Raw genomic sequence first — 21266 nt, 5'->3', positions numbered from 1 at the left:
TCCTTGGACATCGATACCCCCGGGTGGTGCGGCCGTCGCGGTTGCGGCTCCCGTCGGCCTCCGGCCTCCGTCCGTCGCAACCGCAACACGACCCAACATCACTCTATCAGGTGTCTCGCCTTCAAAGGGGGTCAGTATGAAGAAGCCCTCATCCCCAACCCTTCTCCCACGTTAGGAGCGTGGAAGAAGGAAGCCAAACCCTTAGGCCTTTTCCTTCGCCTGCGCGCTGCGCGCGGGAGAGGGTCGGCGAAGCCGGGGTGAGGGCGAACCGACTTTCTTGATTTCGCGCGGTCGGTAGGCGAGGATGAGTCGCACCCGATGCCGGAGAAAACCTTTTGTCACGACCGACCGCCGAATGCCGATCACACCGGGACGCGCCGCGATGAACGAGCGCCGCCGTCGCCCCTGGCTGATGCTCGCCGTCGCGGCGACCGTCGCGGCCGTCGCCATCCGGCTGTGGCTGATCGACCTGCCGTTGGAACGCGACGAGGGCGGCTACGCGTACATCGCCGATCGCTGGCTGGCCGGCGAAACGCCCTATCACGACACCGTCGATTCCAAGCCGCCCGGCGTCTTCGCCGTTTATGCCCTGGCGCTGGCCGCGCACCGTAGCGTTGTCGCCATTCATGCGACCCTGATCGCGACGACGCTGCTGTCGGGGTTGCTCCTGTTCGGTCTGATCCGGCGCCGGTTCGGCGAGCGCGTCGCCGGCCTGGCCGCGGCCATGCTGGCGCTCGCGCAAGTCGCCCCCGCCTATTTCGGCTTTTCGGCGAACGCCGAAATGTACCTGGTCGTGGCCATACTGGCGGCCTTTCGGCTGGCGGACGCGCCGGGTTTCGCCAGTGCCTTCGCCGCCGGCGGACTGCTGGGCATCGCGGCGCTGTTCAAACCGGTGGCGCTGACCGAAGGCCTGCCGCTGGCGATTCTGCTGTTGTGGGGAGAGGAAACGCTTCGCCGGCGAATCGTTCGCGCGGCGGTCGCCTTGTCGGGTTTTGTTTTCGTCATCGTCGCCGTCTGGTCGTACTTCGCGCTACAGGGCGTGGGCCGCGAAATGGCCTTCTGGTCGTTCGGCTACAATTTCGGTTACGCGGGCCGGCTGACCGCCGCGCAACGGCTGGGATCGCTGCTTTACGAAATCGGGAAGCGCGACCTTTTAATGCGCGACGGGTTCGTCTGGCTGGCCGCGCTGGCCGGACTGGTTGTTTTTCTGCGGCGGCGGCGGCGCTTCGACTGGTTTGCGGCCACCTGGTTGTTTTCGGCGTTGCTGGGCGTCGCCGCGTCGGGCCGGTTCACGCCGCATTACTGGCAGCAGTGGTTGCCGCCGCTGTGCCTGGCGGCCGCGGTGGGCGCCGACGCCGTTTGGCGGCGGCTGGAGGAAAAGGGCCGGCGGCCGGTCGTCTTCGCGGCCGGCGCGCTGGGCGTCGCGCTGCTCGCGGTTTATCCAACGCTGACCGATTTGCCGCTCATCGCCCAGGGGCCGCGGCTCACGCGCACCCTGTTCGGCCTGAATCCTTTTCCGGAAGCGCCGCTGATCGGCGAATACCTGGCGCGGCACACCCGGCCGGACGAAACGATCTACATCGTCGGGTCGGAGCCCGAATTCCTGTTCCATGCCCGGCGCCGGCACGCTTCGCCGCTTCTCTTTTACGCGCCGCTGACCGCACCGACACCGCTGGCCGCCGATTTGCAGCGCCGGGTGTGGAACGATCTCGAACGGGAAAAACCGCGTTACCTCGTCTGGATGAACCTGAGCACTTCGCTTACGCTCGAGAAAAACTCGTCGCTCGACCTGTTGGCAGGCTTGAATTTCCTGCTGGCCGAGGCGTACGACCGCGAAGCGGCGCTCGTGGCGACCGCGCCCGACCGGACGGCGTTTTTGACCGCCGACCTGCCGCCGGCCGGCAAGGGACCGATCGTGCTCGACCTCTACCGGCGGCGCGATCCGCCTGCGGCGCCGAAGTGATCGCGGCGAAAAACAAACCGGACAAATCGGCCCGTTTTGCCAATAAAACGCCCGAAAAATGCACTTTTGCACCTTCCGAAAACGCCGAAAAAGGGGCTTGCATTAAATTTCCGAATCGCTATGATCTGCGTCTGCTCGCGCCTTCGTAGCTCAGTGGTAGAGCACCTCCTTGGTAAGGAGGGGGTCACCGGTTCAATCCCGGTCGAAGGCTCATTCACCCGCCCCCGAGGCGGGTTTTTTATTGCCGGCGACCATAAAAAAATGCCCGGCCGAGTGGCCGGGCGTGGATCTTCGTTTGCCTCTTCGTGATGGCTAGGGCCGCAGACGGGCCGCCAGGGATTCCACCCGCCGTTGCAGCCGTCGGATGCGTTCGCGCAAGCCGTCGACTTCCTCGCGGGTCGGAATCTGCAACGCGCGGGTGACCAGCGCGAAGCGCAGATCGACGAACCGGCTCATGTCCTCGCGGCTCTTTTTCGCCCGCTCGTGAAACGACGCGCCGAAGCGGACCGCTTCCTCGGGCGTGATCGACCCCTTGTCGGCCAGGTGGCCGATGAACGAGCCGATCTGCGTTTCCGTGCGGCTCAAGGCGTTCTGCGCTTCTCCCAGCAGCTCCTTGAGCACGTCCGGGACCAACGAAACCAGATGCGGTTTGGAATCGGTCATCGGGATTTACTTGCCCTTCTTCTTGCCTTTTTTCACCGCCGCTTTTTTCGCCGGGGCCTTCTTGGCCGCGGCCTTGATCGGCTTGTTCAGCGCCTTCAGGTCTTTCGACAACCGGGCGACGTCGGCTTTGACCACTTCGAGTTCGTCGCGGGTCGGCAGATTGAGCGCCTGCCACGTCTTGTTCATGCCGGAAGTCAGATAGCCTTCCACTTCGCCGCGTGCTTTTTGCACCTTTTTCAGCAGATCGTCAAACACCTTCTTGATCTCGCCGCTGTCGAGCTTACCGGCGTTCTCGACCAACCGGTCGCGCGCGGCCTCGATCGCTTTTTCGGCCTTGCCGAGCGGCTCGGCGACGCTGTTCAAACCGTCTTTGATGAAATCGGGAATCATTTTTTTCGCTTTTTCGACCATGACCACCCTCCTTGAGTAAAAAAAGCCTGGGCTTTTGGGTAAATCTCATTCAGTTGCGGGCAAAATATAACACGGTGCGTCATAACCGTCAAATGAAATGTTGCACTGCGTCAAAAATATTTATAAATCATTATTATCATTCATTTATTTTCAATAATTTGACAATGCATTTTCTGTAGTATAGGCTATGAAAAACCAAAATGAGGCCCGCCGGATGCCTGCCGTCGCCGATCGCCGCGAACCATTGTTGTTCCTGCTCGTTTTCGGTCTGGGCGCCTATTTGCGACTGACCGGCCTGGCCGCCGAAAGCCTCTGGACCGACGAGATCGCCGCGATTCTCGTCGCGCGGGTCGACAGCCTCCTGCAGGTGATCGTGAGCATCGCGGTGGCCGACGTGAACCCGCCGCTCTTCTATGTTCTGCTGCATTTCTGGCTGCGGCTAGGCGATGCGGAAGCGGTCGTGCGCCTGTTGCCGGCCCTCGCCGGCCTGGGGATGATCGTCCTGACCTGGCGACTCGGCCGCCGCCTGGGCGGGCCGCGAATCGGCCTGCTCGCCACATTGCTGGTCGCCCTTTCCCCCCTGGCCGTCTATCTGTCGCACGAGGTGCGCTATCACACGCTGGCGGGCTGTCTGGCGCTCGGGACGCTGCTCGCCGCGGGGCGCTATTTCGAAACGCCGAGCCGCCTCCACCGCAACGTTCTGGCGGTCACGCTGGCGCTTGGATTTTACACGCATTATTACCTGTTGCTGCTGCCGCTCGTGCTTTTCGTCTGGCGGCGGCGGTTGTCGCGCGACCGGCCGGCGCTGCCCGGCCTGCGCGGCCCGCTGCTGCGCACCGGCTTGCTGTTTCTGCCCTGGATCGCCATGATCGCCTATCAGTTCCACGCCGGCACGTATCGCTTCCGGCCATCGCAAAACATCCTGGAGACGCTGTTCGACCTGACCGGTTACCTGACCGTCGGCCAGGCGGACGCGCGGCTCTATCTCGATCCGGGCGGGTGGCGGCGGGTTTTGTTCCTGCCGCTGTTGGCGCCTTTCTGGGCCCTGTTGATCGCCGGGCTGCGGCGCCGCGAAGCCTGGGCGCGGTCGGCGGCCGCCGGCTTTTTCTGGCCGGTCGGAATCGTGCTGATCGCCTCGCTGTTCCTGCCGGTTTACGGCCACCGCTACTTCCTGCCGTTTCTGCCGCTCTGGTTCATCGTCCTGGCGGCGGGGGCGGACTCGCTGCAATCGTGGCGGAAGCCGTTGGGGGCGCTCGCCCTGTTGGCCGCGTGTCTCATGATGGTCGGCAGCAATTGGGCGCAGCGCACCGATCCGCGTTATCAGCGCGAGGATTGGCGGGGACTGGTCGACTATTTGCAGGAAGCGGGCGACAGCAACGTCGTGCTGGCGATCAACGACTACCAGAGCGGCCCCTGGCGCTATTACGCCGAGAAAATGTCGTGGCGCGACCCGCCGATCCGGTCGCTGTCCGGCGCGAACCGGCGTGATTTCTTCCGGCTCGATCCGCCGGCGACGGTGGCGGCGCGGCTGGCGGAGATCCGGCGCGGCGGTTTCGAACGCTACTGGGCGCTGGCTCACTTCGAGCAAATGTACGACCCGCGCGGCGAGGTGCGCGCGCTGCTGGATCGCGAACTGCTGGCCGATCCGAATTACGATCTGGAGGCGATGTTTCGCGTTCCGGTGCGCGTTTATTGGCGCGACCGCGAAACGGCGCGGCGGGCCGTCGGTTCGCACTTCGCACCGCGCGTCGATTTCGGCGCCGACGATTTCGACCGGCTGCAACTGGGCGGCGCCTGGACCCACGTGCAGGAGCCCTGGGCGTGGCTGGGCGACCGGGCCACGGTCGATCTGCATGCCGTCGCGGGCGCCGCGACCGTTCGCCTGCGGGTGCAGTATCCGCCGACATTTCACGACGGCCGGCCGGTGCGGCTGCAACTGGCCTGGAACGGCACGCCGCTGGCCGAATTCAGCATACAAAGCGCCGCGCCCGAAACGCTGGAAGCGCCGCTACCGCAAAAACTCGCTCCGGATTCCTTCGGAGAACTGACCCTGACCGCCGCCCCGACCTTCGACCCGGCCGTCAAAATCGGCGGCGCCGATCACACGCCGAAATCCGTGCTGGTCGATTGGGTGGAAGTGCAATAGACGATATGGGGGTTTCGGTTGATTTAATGGAATAATTTGACACCCGCCGGGGTTTCTCCTAACAATGGTGTCAGGCCCGTTTCGGAAGGAGTCCTACCGTGAAAGCGACGTTTTTCCTCTTGCTGCTGCTCGCGCTGCCGCTCGCCGGTTGCAACCTGAGTTGCCTGATCCCCGACGACGACGATAACGATGACGCCTCTCCCGCCGATGACGATGACGACGACAACGATGACAACGACGACAACGACAACGACGACAATGACGACAATGACGACAACGACGACAACGACGACAACGATGACAATGACGATAACGACGACAACGACGACCTGACCGGCAACTATTACGGCTCGATCGACCTGGACGGCGAACCGGGCTATGAATACCTCTACTACGATTACACGGTGTCCGGCTCGTTCCCCAACGCCGCCTATCATTACACGGTGCAGGTGCGCCGCGCGGCCGACGACTCGGTGGTGTGGGAACAGGGTTACGACGTCGGCAACGGGTCGATGATCTTTTCGCTGGCCGACCTGGACGGCGACGGCACCTTCGAGGTCATCGAGAATTTCATCTACTACAATCCGACCGGCGGCGAACTGATGGTGAAGGACGGCAACGAGGGCTTCGAAACCGTCTTGGATACCGGCCTGTTCGCCGACGTTTCATTGTACGCCGAAGGCGATTGGGACATCGACGCCGACGGTAGGCCCGAACTGATGGTCAAGGCCAACCCCTCCTACGGTTCCGGGCAGTCCGGTTGGATCCGCTGGTACGACGGGAATGACGACTACGCGACGGTCAAAGAGTTGGCCGGCGGCATCGAGAGCATCATCGACGTGAAGGTCGGCAGCGTCGACTCGCTCAAAACGCCGGTGGCTTTCGACGGCAGCAGCGCGGCGGAATACCTTTATTACGAAACCTATTTCACGGCGGCCGACCAAAAAACCAGTTACAACTACGACGTGCGCGTCCGTCGGGCGGACGACGACGCCGCCGTCTGGACCGCCACTTACAACATGCCCAGCGGCGCCTACATGAACTTCACCGTCGCCGACCTGGACGCCGACGGCACGTACGAAATCATCGAAACGGCCAATTTCTCCGGCACCGACAAAACCTCCGGCCAGGTCGATGTGCGCGACGGCAACGAGGACTTCATCATCGTCTTCAACACCCAGGAAGTGACCGACGCGACCTTGTCGGCGCGCGGCGGCTACGACATGAACCGCAACGGCTTGCCCGAGCTGTGGGTGCGCGCCACGCCGTCCGGCGACACCGCCGGTTGGATGCGCTGGTACGAGGCCGGAGCGGATTATCAACCCGTGCTGGAATGGCCGATCGCCGCCGGCGGCAAGCTCGACGTGGTGACGCGCCTCACCGCCGACAACCTGCTGGGGCCGGTCGATCTGGACGGCGAAGCGGGGCTCGAATACGTCGCGGTCGTCGGCACGCCGATCACGGCCGGCAAGGCGCTGACGGCCTGGGAGGTTTCGGTCATCGACGCGGCCAACGGCCAGGCGGTCTGGTCCAACACCTACGGCGTGAACGGCACGGTCGCGGCGCTGCTGGCCGATCTCGACCGCGATCAGACCTACGAACTGGTCGAACAGATCAATTACCAGGTCGCCTCGGGAATGGCGGATGTCATCGACTACCAGGGCCGCGTGGACGTGCGCGACGGCAACCAGAGTTTCGACGTGGTGTTCGACACGCAACTGACGGCGGACACGAATCTGTACGCCTGGGTCGATTGGGACATCGACCGCAACGGCCGGCCCGAGCTGCTCGTTTACTCCAATCCCGAGGAGGACAGCGGCGTGGCCTATTACTACCGCTGGTACGAAGGCCTGAACGATTACGCGAACAACAAGAAGATCGAGGCGGCCGGCGCCGCGGGGCTCTACATTCGCGGCGGCTATCTGCCTTAAGGCCTATTCGGCCGGACAACCCGCGTCGAGCCGCCGCCGCAGATCGTCCGCCGACCCCCGGCCGCAGGTTTCCCGCCGGTCGAACAGATTTTTCAGGCGGCAGCTTTCACGGGCTTCATCCGCCGCGGCCTCCCGCGGCGTCAGCAACACCACTTGATTGTCGAACACCTCGGCCACGCGGTAACGCGCGGCGAGCATTTCCAGAAATTTCTCCAGGTAGTCGCGCGGATGCCAGCCGCTGGGCGTGCAATTTTCGAGATAGGTGTAAAGGATCGCGCGCGGCGGCCGCGCCGCGAACTCGGCCAGGAATTCATCGAGCACCTCGGGCGGCGTCGTCCAGGGCATTAAAAAGCCGTAGCGCCCCGGCGGCTGGCGCCCGGTCAGATAGTAGTAGGTCGAATCGTGCGGGAAGACGAAAATCGGCTCGTCCGGGGCGGTCAGCGACTCGACGCGCGCGGCGACCGCCTGCCAGCGCGGCATTTCGAATTTCCCCACCCGACCGTGATATTGGGCCGACGCGAACCACGCCGCCGGCAGGCACAACAAGAGAAACGGCGCCCCGTAAACGAGCCGCGCCGTCCGCCTGGCGCCCGTCACCGCCAGCCCGAAACCGATGGCCGCCGGCGCCAGCGGCGGCAAAAAATGATAGGCGAACATCGCCGGAAAAATCATCAGGATCGTGGCGACCAGCGAAACCAGCAACAAGCGGCGGTTCAGCGCCGTCAGGCCGGCGCGCCGCGTCGACAAATAAGCGAGAGAGGCCGCCGCCAGCCACCAAAAAGGCAGCTCGAGGTAGAACTCCGCCTCGCTCGGCGGACAAAAATAGGTGCCGACCTGGAACCGCCGGAGCGGGAACAGGTAGCCGGCCAGCAGATCCTTCCATTCGCCCTGCCAGACGGCCATGACGAGCAAGGCGATCCAGGGCAGGAACAGACCGGCCGCGAGCATGCCCAGGCGGGTCAGCGCCCGTCCTCGCCCTTGCCTCAAAAAGGAGGCGAGAACAACGGCGAGCGCCAAGCCAGCCGCCGGCCAGGTCGTCTGCTTGATGACGGTGGCCAGAAAATAGGCGAGCCCCGCCAGCAGGAACTTCCACCGCGGCGGCGTCGTTTCGTCGTCCCGCCCGGCCAGCAGATAAACAGGCGCCAGCAACAGCGGTGTCAACAGGCTTTCGGGTTCCCACAGCCGGCCGAGAAAAAACAGGTGAAAGATCGCGAAACAGGCGGCGGCGATCAACCCCGCCGCCGGACGGCCGTAGCGCCGGCCGAGGCCCAGCAGCAGGAGCAGCGTCGTGAGCATGGCGGCGGTCGCCGCGTAACGCAGCACCGTGAAACGATCGCCGAACACCCGGAACAATCCGGCGGTGACCCAGTAGATCCCCGGCCCGGTTTCGTTGAAGGCATCGCGGTACATCGCCTTGCCGTGCGACAGCAGGCGGCCGGTATTGGCGCGGCAACCCTCGTCCAGAAAAGGCGACGAATCGGTGAGGTAAAGGTGGACCGCCAGCGTCGCCGCCAGCAAGAAAGCGCCGAGCAGCCAGCCGGCTAACAGCGCACGGCGGTCGGGAACGGTGTTTTGCATCGCCGCCATTGTCCGCGATTTAAGCTTTTTCGCCAAACGGCGCGTCCGGCCCGGCCAACAGGCGCCGGGCGCGCGGCGAGCGCAGATCGACGATCCCGTTTTCCACCGGATAAACCCGCTCGCATTGCGGGCAGCGATAGCTCGCGATCCGGCCGTCCTCGGCCGGGTCCGCGGTCAGCGGCGGTCGATCGATCGCCTGCACCGGGCAGCTTTGCACCAGTTCCCACGGCAACTCCGCGCGGGGATCGACCGGTTCGGCGCGACCTTCGTGCACCTGGAAAAACGGGCCGACGCATCGCCCGCCGCAAAATTCCGGCCGGCAATCCTCGCCCACCCACCAGCAAGAAGGACAGCCCAGCGCCTCGTCGAGCCGGTCGGCGGGCGGTTCATTCCGGCCGATCGGAATCCACCACGGCGCTTCGCCGTCCCGGCTGAAGACGAAATGTTCCAGCCGCGCCGGCTGCTCGCCGCTGTCGACCCGCAGGTGAATGGTGCCGCGCGGCACCGCCGCCGGGGGCAATTCCAACCAAAGCCCGTTGCCGTTATCGCGGTTGCGCAACGCGACCGGCCGGCGCTCGACGAACACCCGCAGGCGATGGATGTTTTCGCCGCTGAGCCACAGGCGATTGTGCTCCGGGCGTTTGCGCAGCAGGAACTCGACCGCGCCGCGGGTCGGCGCATGCTGCGCGGCGACCGCGCGGCCGTCGGTCAGGCATTGCACGTGCGATTCGGGATTTTTTCGGCAGAACGCGCCGATTGCGCCGCCGAAGAGCTGCACCTCGGCCTTGACGGCCAACGCCGGGCCGAGCGGCGCCAGCAACAGGCGGCCCAGCGGGCCGGCGCTGCGAATCCGTTCGGTGATATACGGCGCGTATTGCATCTCGACTTCCTCGAACGCGGCGGCGAGCATGTCCTTGTAGGCGCGGCGGCTGAACTGCATTTCCGCGACCCCGGCGGCCACAGCCTCGCGGCCGTCGATATCGACCAGCCAGGGCAACACGTGCCAGCGCAGCAACCGGCGCGCGAGCGGGCCGAGCGAATGCAGGGCGCGGGTCCGGGTCAGGTGCAGCGACAGCCGCCGCCGCACGGGTTCGTCGCCCACGAGAAAACAACCGCCGGGAGTCAGCACGCGGCGCAGTTCGGCCAGCACCGGCCGCGGATCGGGAAAATGGTGCAAGGTGCCCCAGGCCAGGGCGAACGGCAAACTTTCGTTGCGGAGCGGCAGTGCGTGGGCGTCTCCCCAGACGCGGCGCGGCAGGTGATCGACCGCCAATCGCTCGGCGTAGGCCGTCATGGCGGCCAGCGCCTCGCGGCTGATGTCCAAGGCCATGCCCTCGGCCCGCAAATCGCCCGCCAGAATCAGGCTGTTGGCTCCGGTCTCCGCGCCAATTTCCAAAAACGGCGTCAACCGCCGCTCGCCAAGCGCGAGATGCCGGAAAATGTCGCGCCGTTCCCGCAGGCACAGTTCCATGTACGACAGGGTTTGTTCGTTGACGCCCAGGGCGTGAAAACGGCGAAAAGCCACCTCGCCTTGCAACTGGCGATCGTTCTGGGGAGTGAAGAGTGGCATCTACCGTTCCTGGTAGATCCGGCGGATATATTCCTTGGCCTCGCGGCAGTCGTGATCGACTTCGAGCGCCTTGACGAAATACAGTTCGGCCATGCTGCGGTCGCGTTCGGCGAAGTACATCTTGCCCAGCACCACGTACCCGGTCGCCTTGGCGGGGTTCTGATCGATGCCTTCCTGCACCAGCGTGGCGGCCTGAATGAAGCGATCCGGCTCGTTGGGAAAGGCGTTGTAGAAAGCCCACCCTTGATAAACCGTGGCTTCCGGCGTGTCGTAGCCGTGTTCGAGGGCGATGGTCAGCGCCCGATAAGCGCGCTCCCATTCCTCTTGATCGAGCAGCGCGACCGCCATTTGAAACAACTGAACCGGCGGATCGTTTTCAGAAAATTCCGGCGCGGCCTCCGCCTCCGGTTCCGGCAAATCCGGCAAGTCGGCGAAAGCCGGTTCGTCGGCGACGGCCGGCGCGACGCTCTCCGCCTCGGCCGGCGGCTCTTCCGCCGTCGACCATTCGTCCGCCGCCGGCGGTTCTTCCGCCGACGACCATTCTTCCGCCGCCGGCGGTTCTTCCGCCGTCGACCATTCTTCCGCCGCCGGCGATTCGGCCGCTTCGCTCTCTTCAAACGGCGCCGAGGAGAGCGGCCGCTCCGCCGCAGAATTCTCGGCGCCGCCGGTCACCGCATCAGGCGCGGATTCGAGCGGCGCGAATTCCTCCGGTTCCGCCTCCTCGCGGGTCACGATGGTCGCGCGCGGTTGCCGGGTCGTTTCCGCGGCGTCGATGCTCGCGTTCAACAGATCGGCGAGGCTCTGTTCCTTTTTCGTCAGCGGTTTTTCTTCCGGCGCGGTCAATTTTTTGCCCGCCGCCACGGTTTCCAGCGCAGCGACGGTGTTCTGCAATTCCTGGATTTTTTGTTGCAGGCGGCGGCGCAATTCCGCGGTGGCGTCGTCAGCGGGCGGCGCGGGGCTTTCCGGCCCCTCGTCGGGAAATATTTCCTGAAGATCGACCCGCTCGGCACCCAGATCCTTGATCAATTGCCGCTTTGTCGCTTCCTCGCTTTGGACCTGGCGCTGAATGCGTTCGACGCTGGCTTCCGCCTGGCGGAACAAGCGATTGAGGATCGATCCGGCCGGAGCGGGCATTTCCGCCTGAATTCGGCGGGTTTTGCCTTTGGACTCGAATTTCGCGCTTTCGAGGGTCAACAAGGCGAAAACCAGGGCGCGGGCGTCGTTCGGTTTCAGGGCGGATTTTTCGATGATTTCGGCCAGCGTCGCGCCTTCGCCGATCCATGCGGCGATCTGCCGTTCGTCGTCGGTCAACAACAATTCGTCGAGGGGAATCGGCGGATCCGCCTGGATTTTCAGCGGCGTCTGCGCCCGTTTTTCCAACCGGGTTTCGATCATGCCGGCGTGATAGCGCTGCCGGATTCCATCGATGATGCGGCGCAGGGTGCGCAACGGATCGGCTTCGCCCTCGAATCCCGGCAAGCCGGACTTTTCATAAAAGCGATACTCGCCGCGGCGCCACGAAAACAACCCGAGCAGGTTCACTTCGTAATACCGCTCGGCCAGCCGCCGCACCATGGCTTCGTCGACGACCCGTTGATTGAGCAGCAACCGCAAGGCCGTGGTTTTTTCCTGTTCCGCCTTTTTCCGGAACTTTTCCAGCTCCTCGGCGGCAATCAAACCGAAGCGCGACAGGTATTGGGCGAAGTCGTCCTGATCGTACAGGCCACGGACGTACAGCACCGGACAGCCCTTGAACAGGTAGACGATCAGATCGTCGAAACCGTCGTTGAAGGCCAGGATACCGGTCTTGCGCGCCTTGAAAAAGCCGAAAAGCAGTTTGGCAACGTGCACTTGATCAAGGTTGCCCCGAATCGAAGCCACACCAAATTTATCGGCGCCGGTATTCATGGGAATCATGTTCGGCATAATGTCGGTTTGAATCCGCCCTGTCAAGAATTGACGTCAAATCCTCGCGTTGCCGATACATTTTTTTTTACCGCCCGGCCGCCCCGGTTTTTTCCTCGATTTTCTCCACTGTTCCGTTTTGATGGAATATCAAGAAAATCGCTAAAAAACCGGGGACCGGGCGGCGGCGGGAAAAAGCCGAAAAAAAAACCGGCCGGGCGGTTTCGCCCGGCCGGTCCGGTTGATTCGGGAAAAGCGATTAGAAACCGCAGGCGGAACCGTGCACGTCCTCCAACGCATCGCCGTTGGATTCTTTCAGGGTTTCGGAATTCGGATTGTCGACCGTATCGTCGTCGGCGGTATCGTCGTCGGCGGTATCGTCATCCGATTGGTTATAGGCGCAGTCGATAACGCATTGGCTGAGTTCGATGCAATCTTCCCAGCTCGTGTAGGCACAGTTCGTATAGCAATCCCACAGGTTACCGCCGGTAGTCTCGCAATCGTTCAGGGCGGGGGTGCGGTCGATCGGCTGATCGTTCTCCGGGTTGTACAACGTGTCGTCGCAGAGATCGTAAATGAATTCGATCGTGAAGTTGCACATCGTGACGCCGTTGTAGCATTCGTCGATGCAAGCCGCGACCTCGCCGCAATCGTTGGCGGTATTCAGGGCGCAGCCGGTCCAGCAGGATTTCAAGGTCAGATCGGTCTGATTTTCGCAATAAGCCACGGCCTCGGAGTAATTCAATACATTACCCTCGATGCCCAGGTGCAGTTTGCATTCGGTGTACAGGACGTTCAACGCGTCGCGACAGAGACCCTGCTCGACATCCTTGGCGATCACCGGATCGGCATCCAGCACCAGAATCACTCCACCAGCCAAACAAGCGATCGCGGCCGCCAGGACCAACAGCATTAGACGGTTATTCATCAACCCCTCCAGACTACAGAGTAGGGACGCATTTTATCTTCATTGGCCGTTGGGGGTCAAGTTTGCCCTGATTCCGCCTTTTTACCCCGGCCGCCGGGAAAAACCCGCCACCCCGGATTCACGGTTTGAAGAAATAAACCGCCGCCAGGCCGAGCAGCATGACGAAGATGAAGATCAACAAAGCCAACGGCGGCGAACAGGAAAATCCCTGCGGCTCGATCGGCGCGGCCGCCGGAAAATCCGGCTCGGGATTGCCGGACCCTCTCCCCGGCTCGCCGGCGGCGGCCAGCAGCGTGGCCCAGTGCGGATCGCCGTCGCAAAAAGCGGTCGCGACCCGCACCGCCTCTTCGTAATTCAGGCTTTGGTAAACCAGCACGCTATCGTCGACGCCCTCCGCAATGTGCCCAACGTCGAAGCGATCGCCGGTCTTGAGAATTTCCAGGTACTCCTTCTCCTGCCGGCCGACGGTGAAATAGTCCGCGTCGCCCCGAAAGGGATAGTCGCGCAGCAGGCGGATCACTTCGCCGGCGGTGGCCAGGGCAACCTGCCCGGCTTGCCTATAGACGGTAAACATGTTCATTATCCTAGCGCGTTTCCCCGGTGCGAACCAGCAGCGGCGCGAAACGGCTTTTCTTTAATTTCGGGAAGCATCATGAGATATTGCCGTCCGCTCCTGCTGTCGATGATCCTGTTGCCGCTGTTCGGTTGCCGCTGGTTCGGCCACCAGGCCGAGGAACAACAAGCCCTGCTGCAACGCGGGCAAGCGGCCGCCACGGCGCAGGAAGCGGTCTTGCACAACACCCCCGGCGAAACCGCCCGTTACGCCGACCGGCTCGAGGAATTGCTCGCCTGGGAACCCTCGCTGACCGACGACCCGACCGTGACCTTCGAATTCAAGGTTTCCGCCGATGACGACAGCGCCTTCGTGCTGCGCCGCGCCGGCGACGACTGGCGCGTCTGGTGCGACGCCGATCCGGGTTGTCGGGTGGAAGAAAAGAAGTAGCGCTATTTTTTCGCGGCGGCGGGCGCCGCCGGCTCGAACGCGCCGGGCACCTTGTCCAGCATCGCCTGCGCCTGCGCGGTCAGACCGCCGATTGAAAAGTCGGTCGCCTCGTCCAGCAGCTTGCGGACGAAGACCAGCAGAAAATCCGCGTCGTCGGAAAACGCCTCGGCGTCGCTTTTGATCAGGCCCTTCGCCAGGTAATGGTCGTAGAGGTTTTTCGCGTTGACCTCGAGCAGCGGCTGTTGCGCCGGCCGCTTGTTCGAATTGTCGATATGTCCTTCCAGCTTGGCTTCCGAATACAGGTCGCGGTCGGGGTCGTCGCTGTCGAAGCGGATGTGCGGCGTGATGCCGTGCGCCTGGATCGATTCGCCCGACGGCGTGTAGTACATCGCGGTCGTCAGCCGCAGCCCGGCCTCGTTGCGCAATTCGAAAATCGACTGCACCGAGCCCTTGCCGAAGGTCTGCCAGCCGACGACCAGGCCGCGCTGGTGATCCTTGAGCGCCCCGGCGACGATTTCGGAAGCGCTGGCGCTGCCGTTGTTGACCAGCACCACCAGCGGCACTCGCGTCCAGGCGCCCCGGCTGCTGGCGTAGCGCTCGCGTTCCTCCAGCGAACCGCGGCCGATGGTGTTGACGATCAGCCCGCCGGTCAGGAATTTGTCGGTGACCGCCACGGCCTGATCGAGCAAGCCGCCGGGGTCGTTGCGCAGATCGAGAATCAGCGCGCGCAGGCCGCCCGGCGCGGCGCTGAATTCCCGCAATGCCTTTTCCAGGTCGTCGGCGGTGCGCGCGTTGAATTGAATCACCCGCACGTGGCCGATGCGCCCCGGCAGCAGCTTGCTCTTGATCGCGATCGCCTCGATGCGCGTCCGGGCCAGTGTGACGTCGAAGGTCTTGTCCTCGCCCGGCCGCCTGATGGTCAGCACCACCGTCGTGCCGATCTTGCCGCGGATGCGCTTGACCGCCCAATCGATCGTCTGGCCGATCGTCTCGAGGTGGTCGATGGCGGTGATGCGATCCTTGCTGCGCAAGCCCTGTTGCTGGGCCGGCGCGCCCTCGAGCGGCGAAACGATGGTTAAAAATCCGCCCACCATGCTGATCTCGATGCCGACGCCGCCGAAGCTGCCTTCGGTTTCCTGCTTGAGCTGCTTGTAGTCGGTCAGTTCGAGAAACCCGGAATGCGGATCGAGCTTGTAGAGCATGGAATCCAGCGCCATCTGTTGCAGTTCTTCCGGCGACTGCTTGAGCCGCAAGGCGCTCCGGCAAAAGGCCACGCCGTCGAGCAGAACCCGCGCCAGGGCGCGTTTGTCCGCCGGCAGGTCGCGATCGAAGATCTGGCCGCCGCCCTCGATGCGCAGGTGGGTCGGGGCGACGGTCACTTTCACGTCGTCGAACGGGGTGGGAATCGGCGTCGGGGAGGCGTCCTCGGTTTCTTCCATCACCGGCGGCGTCACGTCCTCGCCCCGGTCGCGGGCGCGGAGGAATTCCTTGATTTTTTCGGTCTGCACCTCGATCTGGACGTCTTTTTTCAGGTGGTCGACCAAACCGGCCAGGGCGTTGGCGGTGATTTCGCGCGGATCGACCTTCTCGACGTAGTAACGTTCCACCAGGTCGAACACGTCGAGGATGACGGCCGTTTGCGGATCGGAATGGCAGCCCGCCGCCCAACCGAGCAGGATGGACAGCCCGATGGCGGCGCCCAACAAGCGCCATTGCCGCGCGAATCGATGAACCGGCACCTTGCCCCCTTGTGCCAAGGAATAAGGGTTTTATTTAGGTGTCCGCCCCGCCATTTGTCAACCTGGATCTCTTCGGTTGACACTCGCCCGCCCGGCTTTATCCTGCAAGGCACAGGAGGAGGCGCGACCGTGCAGATCGAAAAAGTGGAGAGCGGCTTTTTCAAGACCAACACCTACCTGGCGATCGACGAGGAAACGGGGCAGGCGCTGCTCGTCGACCCGGCGGGCGACTGGCCGCGCATCGCGACGATGATCAAGACCACCCGGGCCCGGGTCGCCGCCATCGTCAACACCCACGCGCATTACGACCACGTCAACCGCAACGCCGAGGCCAAGCGGCTGACCGGCGCGCCGCTGCTCATCCACGAGGCCGAGGCCGGCCGCCTGACGAGTTTCTCCGCCGCCTCGCTGTTGCTTCGGGGCCGCCCGCGGCTCAGCCCGCCGCCCGACCGGCTGCTGCGCGACGGCGACACGATCGAAATCGGCGCGCTGCGCTTCGAGGTGATCCACACGCCCGGCCATTCGCCCGGCGGCATCTGCCTGCGTTCGAAAAAATCGATCTTCTGCGGCGACGCCATCTTCCAGGGCGCCATCGGCAGCACCGACCTGAAGGGCGGCGATTACGACACGCTCGTCGCCGCCATCAAGGACAAGCTCTTCGTGCTGTCCGACGATATTTTCCTCCACCCCGGCCACGGCCCGCGCACGACCATCGAACAGGAACGCAAGTTCAATATCTTCGTCCGGCTGCGCCCGGAGCAGATCGACGAATTGATGTTCGGCCCGACGAAAAAAAAGGCAAAACCCCCAACGGCTGACGAACCGTCTCAAGGGAAAGATTGAACCAATGATCGGGTGCCACGGTTTTGGACGGCCGACGGCCAAAGCCGTGCTGGTCGCCGGCAAGGATTGAAACCATGAACGACATCTTGATCCTTCCTCTTAAATGGGTGCCACGGTTTTGGACGGCCGACGGCCAAAGCCGTGCTGGTCGCCGGCAAGGATTGAAACCATGAACGACACCTTGATCCTTCCCTTCGGTGAAACCCGGCCGCGCCTCGATCCGACCGCGTTCGTCGCCCCCGGCGCGGTGGTCGTCGGCGACGTGACGCTCGGCCCGGAGTCGAGCCTCTGGTTCGGCGCGGTCGTCCGCGGCGACGAACACCCGGTGGTCATCGGCGCGCGCACCAACATCCAGGATTTGACGGTCTGCCACGAAACGAGCTGGATCGGTCCGCTGACGATCGGCGACGACGTCACCGTCGGCCACCGCGCCATCCTGCACGGCTGCACGATCGGCGACCGCTGCATGATCGGCATGGGCGCCATCCTGCTCGACGGCTGCGAAATCGGCGCCGAATCCATCGTCGCCGCCGGCGCGGTCGTCCCCGAAAGGATGATCGTCCCCCCGCGCAGCCTCGTCGCCGGCGTCCCCGCCGTCGTCAAACGCGCCTTGACGGAAAGTGATCTGAAGCGTATCACCAAAGCTGCTAAACATTATGTGGAACGAGCCAGAGTATATGCACATTTCTTGAAATAGAGGATGTTGCCGATGGCGGTTTTGGTTTTTATTAAATCCTCTCGGATCAATGACTATTATGATCTGACGAAAAAGACAGTAGCCGTCGGTCGCGACGATACTTGCGAGATTTGTCTGGGCGACGGCAGCGTTTCGCGCCGGCATGCGCTGATTCAACATGAAAACGGCGCTTTTTGGCTCAAGGATCTCGGCAGTAAAAACGGGACTCGCCGAAACCAGGAAACCATCGACCGGATCTTACTGCAAAATGGTGATCGGCTTTCATTTGGCAACATCAACGCGATTTTCTATCTCGATCCGCCGACCGAAACCGCGATTGCTCCCCATGTTTCGGAAGAAACTTATTTATTTCAAACCGATACCCTGACGGCCGAACAGGAACGATTGCATTTCCTTTACGACTTGGCGGCGAATGCCGCAACAATGAATCAGCCGCGAGCGCTGGCGCCGCTAGTGCTTGAAGCCATGGGCGAACAATTGGGCGCCGAGCATACCTATTTCGGACTAGTGGAAAACGATACCCTAACCCAAGGTTTCTTTCGTTCTTTCACCGGCGAAACAGAACCATTTCTCCTGTCCCGTACCATCCTGACCAAGGTCATCAAAAGCCGAAAAGCCCTGCTTTTACAAAACGCCGCTCTGGAATCGACGTTGCAGGACAAAACCAGTGTTATCAATACGCGAACCAAATCCGTGGCCTGTGTGCCGCTGGGTGTGGGCGAACGGTTATCGGGCATTTTATATGCCGATACCCGTTCACTGGTAAAAGCATTTACTAAAAACGATCTCGCTTTTATGGCGGCAATCGGAGCGATCCTCGGTTCCTTGCTGCTTCAATGGCGAACCATTGTTGACTTGCGTTCGGCCAATCTTGAGTTGCAGGATCGTTTGGATGGTTATCGCCTGATCGGTTCCAGTCCGCGCCTGACCGAAACGCGCGAGACGCTTGAAAAATTCGCCCGCAAAGGTGAATCCTCGGTGTTGATTAACGGAGAAAGCGGCACCGGCAAGGAACTCGCCGCTCGAATGATTCATTTATTATCCAACCGCGCCAACCGTCCCTTCAACGCGGTAAACTGCGCCGCTTTACCGAAAGACCTGATCGAGGATGAATTATTCGGCCATGCCAAGGGAGCTTTCACCTCGGCGAATCACGACCGGCACGGTCTGTTTCAAATGACCGATGGCGGTTCGTTGTTTCTGGATGAAATCGGAGAAATGCCCCTGGCAATGCAAGCCAAGCTGTTGCGAGTGTTGGAAACCGGCGAAGTGCGCCCGATCGGCGACGATAAAACCGTTCGCGTATCGGTGCGAATCATTGCCGCCACCAATCGCGATCTGCCACAAATGCTGCGGGAAGGTACTTTTCGTCAGGATTTATTCTATCGCCTGCACGTCTTGTCGCTTCGTTTACCGGCCTTACGCGAGCACGCCGACGACATCCCTGAACTAAGCGACTATTTTTTGCGCGAGTTGCGCGGCAAGGTCAGTACCCGAGTAACCGGTTTTTCCGTCGAAGCGTTGGCGGCAATGAGTCGTTATGCATGGCCGGGAAACGTGCGCGAATTGAAAAACGTCATCGAACGCGCCCTTTATCTGGCTGACGATTCGCTGATCGAACCGGCGCATCTCCTCCTGGCCGGCGACGACGAAACGCCCGACGTAGAATCGGGAAGCGAGGATCATTACGCGTTGAAACAAGACGGTCCATTGGAAAAGGAAATCGAACAATTGGAGCGCGCTCGTATTTTGGCCGCGTTGGGAAAATATCATTGGCATAAATCGAATACCGCCGCCGAACTCGGGATAACTCGAAAAACCCTGGCGGCCAAAATCAAGAAATACACCCTTTAGAGCGAGGCGACTTGGCAAAACCACTGAACATCGGCCCTTATAAAATCATCCGTCCGCTTGCCGAAGGAGGGATGGGCCAGGTTTTCCTTGCCAAGTGCTCGTTCGCGGGCGGTATCGAACGGCAATGCGTGGTGAAAACCATTCGTCCCACGCATGCCGAAAAACCGGAATATGAAAAAATGTTCCGTCGCGAAGCCAAGATTCTCGCCGCCCTCAATCACCAAAACATCGTCCAGGTTTTCGATTTCAATGTTGACGGCGACCTGTTGTATCTCGTTATGGAATTTATCGATGGACGCGATTTGCAGCAACTCATTTACAGCGCGCGGCAAAAAGACGGTAAATTGCCATTGCGCGTAGTGCTGCGACTGGCGATTGAAATACTTCGTGGACTTGATTACGCACATCGCCGCACCGATGAAAAAGGACAAAGTTTGGGTATTATCCATCGTGACCTGACGCCCAACAACATCATGATTTCCCGCGAGGGTGAGGTTAAAATCACCGACTTCGGACTGGCCAAAGCCATGTTTGCCGATAGCCAAAGTCAAGTTGGCACCGTTAAAGGCAAATTGCACTACCTCGCTCCCGAACAGATTGAAAGCAAATCGCTCGATGTTCGAACCGATCTTTTTTCGATGGGCATCCTGCTCTATGAGATGATCACCGGAGAAAAACCATTTCAAGCGGATTCTATTTCGGGATTGCTGGCGAAAATCGTCACTGGCGATTATCCTCCACCGTCCAGCCGGGCCGATGTTCCGTCGGCCATCGAACAAACGATCAAACGCGCCTTGGCCAAGAATCCGGCCGATCGTTTTACTTCGGCAGCCGACATGTTGGCGGAAATCGAACAAATCCAAGCAGAACTAGCCCCCTCGCCAAGTACCTTGTTACGCGATGCCTATGCCGAATTCTGCTCCCCCGAAGAATCGCCAGTCGAGGAAATAGTGGAACGGCGTTTTACCGGGGAAACCTTGACCGTCAATCACGATGCCCCCGCCAGCGCTCGAAGCCGCATCACTGTGCGTTGGCACTGGCCCGTCGCGGCCCTCGTCATCCTAGTAATTCTGGCGGCGATCGCGATCGCTTTTAGACCTGAAACCACTTCGCCGACCGCGCCGGAAAATGAAATCGCAAATCCACCGCCCACACCGACTGTTGAGCCGATGAACCCGACTCCGGATATCGTTCTCCCACCGGAAATACCGCTGAAAACCGAAACACTGCCGATCGTGAAAAAGCCGACGCCGACTCCTGCTATTCCCCAGTTCACGGTTAAACCCGCGCTGACACCCGAATCGACTCCCGTTCCGACACCAACGCCGACCGCCGAGCCGGGTTACCTGATCGTCGGCGACCTAAACCCCTATGCCGAGGTCTATGTTGACGGTGTTTACAAAGACACCAGCCCGACAGGAAAAATCGCGTTGTCGGCGGGGCCACATTCAATCACTTTAAAAAACCCTAAACTTAGCACGTCCGCCCTTTATTCATTGACGATCTATCCCGGGAAAATATCCAGCTTGACGAAATGGCCCGCGACAAATTAGTCGAATCTTTTACTCGCAATTTGTAACCAATCTACTCATTTCGTGACGAAAGGCACAATTTAATTTGCTCTTTCGAAATACCATCCAATGCATTACTCAATTTATTTTCCCATGATATCAATTACTTTCGCATAATCCATTCAACACAAGCCATTTGGCACATTTGTTGATTAGTCCTTCTTTCGTAAATGAAAATAGATGCAAAAGGAGGATTGTCCATGGGAAATAGGTCATTGCTTTTCGTTGTATCGTTGCTGCTTTTTTTTGTTATACCCTACTATACCATTGCCTGTTCGAGTGCCCCGGCTCCCAGGTATGATCCTCAGCCATCCTATGTTTCGCCGGAGTCTTGTGCCGAACGATGCAAATGGGCACAAAATAACTACCGTCAAAAATCCGCGGCACTCTCTGCCATAATCGCTGGAAAAACCTTCTCGGATTATCAATCGTCTCAACAGAAAAACGTATGGAACGCCTTGGCT

General features: G+C 61.4%; 16 protein-coding genes and 1 tRNA gene. 9 read left to right on the top strand and 8 right to left on the bottom strand.

The genetic code is table 11. The features are described 5' to 3' along the window. Positions 1–382 precede the first annotated feature (382 nt). The gene (locus tag GX444_15185; GenBank protein NLH49922.1) at positions 383–1963 is read left to right on the top strand and encodes a hypothetical protein; all 1581 of its coding nucleotides are present in this window, start codon (positions 383–385) and stop codon (positions 1961–1963) included. A gap of 139 nt (positions 1964–2102) precedes the next feature. Next, a tRNA-Thr gene (locus GX444_15180) sits at positions 2103–2174 on the top strand. A gap of 101 nt (positions 2175–2275) precedes the next feature. Here GX444_15180 and GX444_15175 read toward each other — a convergent pair. Both GX444_15175 and GX444_15170 read right to left on the bottom strand, forming a co-directional pair. Further along, entirely contained in the window at positions 2276–2626 is a 351-nt protein-coding gene (locus GX444_15175; protein NLH49921.1) for a hypothetical protein, read from the bottom strand. Positions 2627–2632: 6 nt separating this feature from the next. Further along, positions 2633–3037, bottom strand: a complete 405-nt coding sequence (locus tag GX444_15170; GenBank protein NLH49920.1) for a hypothetical protein — start codon at positions 3035–3037, stop codon at positions 2633–2635. Positions 3038–3251: 214 nt separating this feature from the next. Here GX444_15170 and GX444_15165 point away from each other — a divergent pair, with 214 nt between their 5' ends. After that, entirely contained in the window at positions 3252–5183 is a 1932-nt protein-coding gene (locus GX444_15165) for a hypothetical protein (GenBank protein ID NLH49919.1), read from the top strand. 98 nt (positions 5184–5281) lie between these two features. After that, positions 5282–7114 carry a hypothetical protein gene (locus GX444_15160; GenBank protein NLH49918.1) on the top strand — a complete coding sequence of 611 codons (1833 nt, stop codon included), beginning with the start codon at positions 5282–5284 and terminating at the stop codon, positions 7112–7114. A 3-nt stretch (positions 7115–7117) separates the two neighbouring features. Here the strand turns inward: GX444_15160 and GX444_15155 are convergent, their stop codons facing one another. The 5 genes from GX444_15155 to GX444_15135 form a co-directional block, all read right to left on the bottom strand. Continuing rightward, positions 7118–8692, bottom strand: a complete 1575-nt coding sequence (locus GX444_15155; GenBank protein NLH49917.1) for a hypothetical protein — start codon at positions 8690–8692, stop codon at positions 7118–7120. A 19-nt stretch (positions 8693–8711) separates the two neighbouring features. Then, positions 8712–10262, bottom strand: coding sequence for a class I SAM-dependent methyltransferase (locus tag GX444_15150; protein NLH49916.1), 1551 nt, complete (start codon positions 10260–10262; stop codon positions 8712–8714). After that, positions 10263–12113, bottom strand: coding sequence for a hypothetical protein (locus GX444_15145; GenBank protein NLH49915.1), 1851 nt, complete (start codon positions 12111–12113; stop codon positions 10263–10265). 313 nt (positions 12114–12426) lie between these two features. After that, positions 12427–13095: a hypothetical protein gene (locus GX444_15140; GenBank protein ID NLH49914.1), complete on the bottom strand. Its 669-nt coding sequence runs from the start codon at positions 13093–13095 to the stop codon at positions 12427–12429. A 118-nt stretch (positions 13096–13213) separates the two neighbouring features. Beyond that, complete coding sequence (locus GX444_15135; protein NLH49913.1) at positions 13214–13669, bottom strand: hypothetical protein; 456 nt, start codon at positions 13667–13669, stop codon at positions 13214–13216. Positions 13670–13747: 78 nt separating this feature from the next. Between GX444_15135 and GX444_15130 the strand changes: the two genes are divergently transcribed. Further along, positions 13748–14098: a hypothetical protein gene (locus GX444_15130; GenBank protein NLH49912.1), complete on the top strand. Its 351-nt coding sequence runs from the start codon at positions 13748–13750 to the stop codon at positions 14096–14098. 2 nt (positions 14099–14100) lie between these two features. Here GX444_15130 and GX444_15125 read toward each other — a convergent pair whose 3' ends face one another. Continuing rightward, positions 14101–15837: a S41 family peptidase gene (locus tag GX444_15125; GenBank protein ID NLH49911.1), complete on the bottom strand. Its 1737-nt coding sequence runs from the start codon at positions 15835–15837 to the stop codon at positions 14101–14103. Between the two features lie 129 nt (positions 15838–15966). Here GX444_15125 and GX444_15120 point away from each other — a divergent pair, with 129 nt between their 5' ends. The 4 genes from GX444_15120 to GX444_15105 all read left to right on the top strand — a co-directional run bounded on the left by GX444_15120 (position 15967) and on the right by GX444_15105 (position 20784). Continuing rightward, entirely contained in the window at positions 15967–16680 is a 714-nt protein-coding gene (locus GX444_15120; GenBank protein ID NLH49910.1) for an MBL fold metallo-hydrolase, read from the top strand. 169 nt (positions 16681–16849) lie between these two features. After that, positions 16850–17377: a gamma carbonic anhydrase family protein gene (locus GX444_15115; protein ID NLH49909.1), complete on the top strand. Its 528-nt coding sequence runs from the start codon at positions 16850–16852 to the stop codon at positions 17375–17377. Between the two features lie 12 nt (positions 17378–17389). Further along, entirely contained in the window at positions 17390–19231 is a 1842-nt protein-coding gene (locus GX444_15110; protein NLH49908.1) for a sigma 54-interacting transcriptional regulator, read from the top strand. Between the two features lie 11 nt (positions 19232–19242). Further along, positions 19243–20784 (top strand): protein kinase, encoded by a 1542-nt coding sequence (locus GX444_15105; protein ID NLH49907.1) that lies wholly within the window; start codon positions 19243–19245, stop codon positions 20782–20784. Positions 20785–21266 lie beyond the last annotated feature (482 nt).

This window comes from Myxococcales bacterium (assembly GCA_012517325.1).
In the GTDB taxonomy this organism is placed as follows: Bacteria; Lernaellota; Lernaellaia; order Lernaellales; family Lernaellaceae; genus JAAYVF01.
This window is presented reverse-complemented; position numbering and strand designations above follow the sequence as displayed.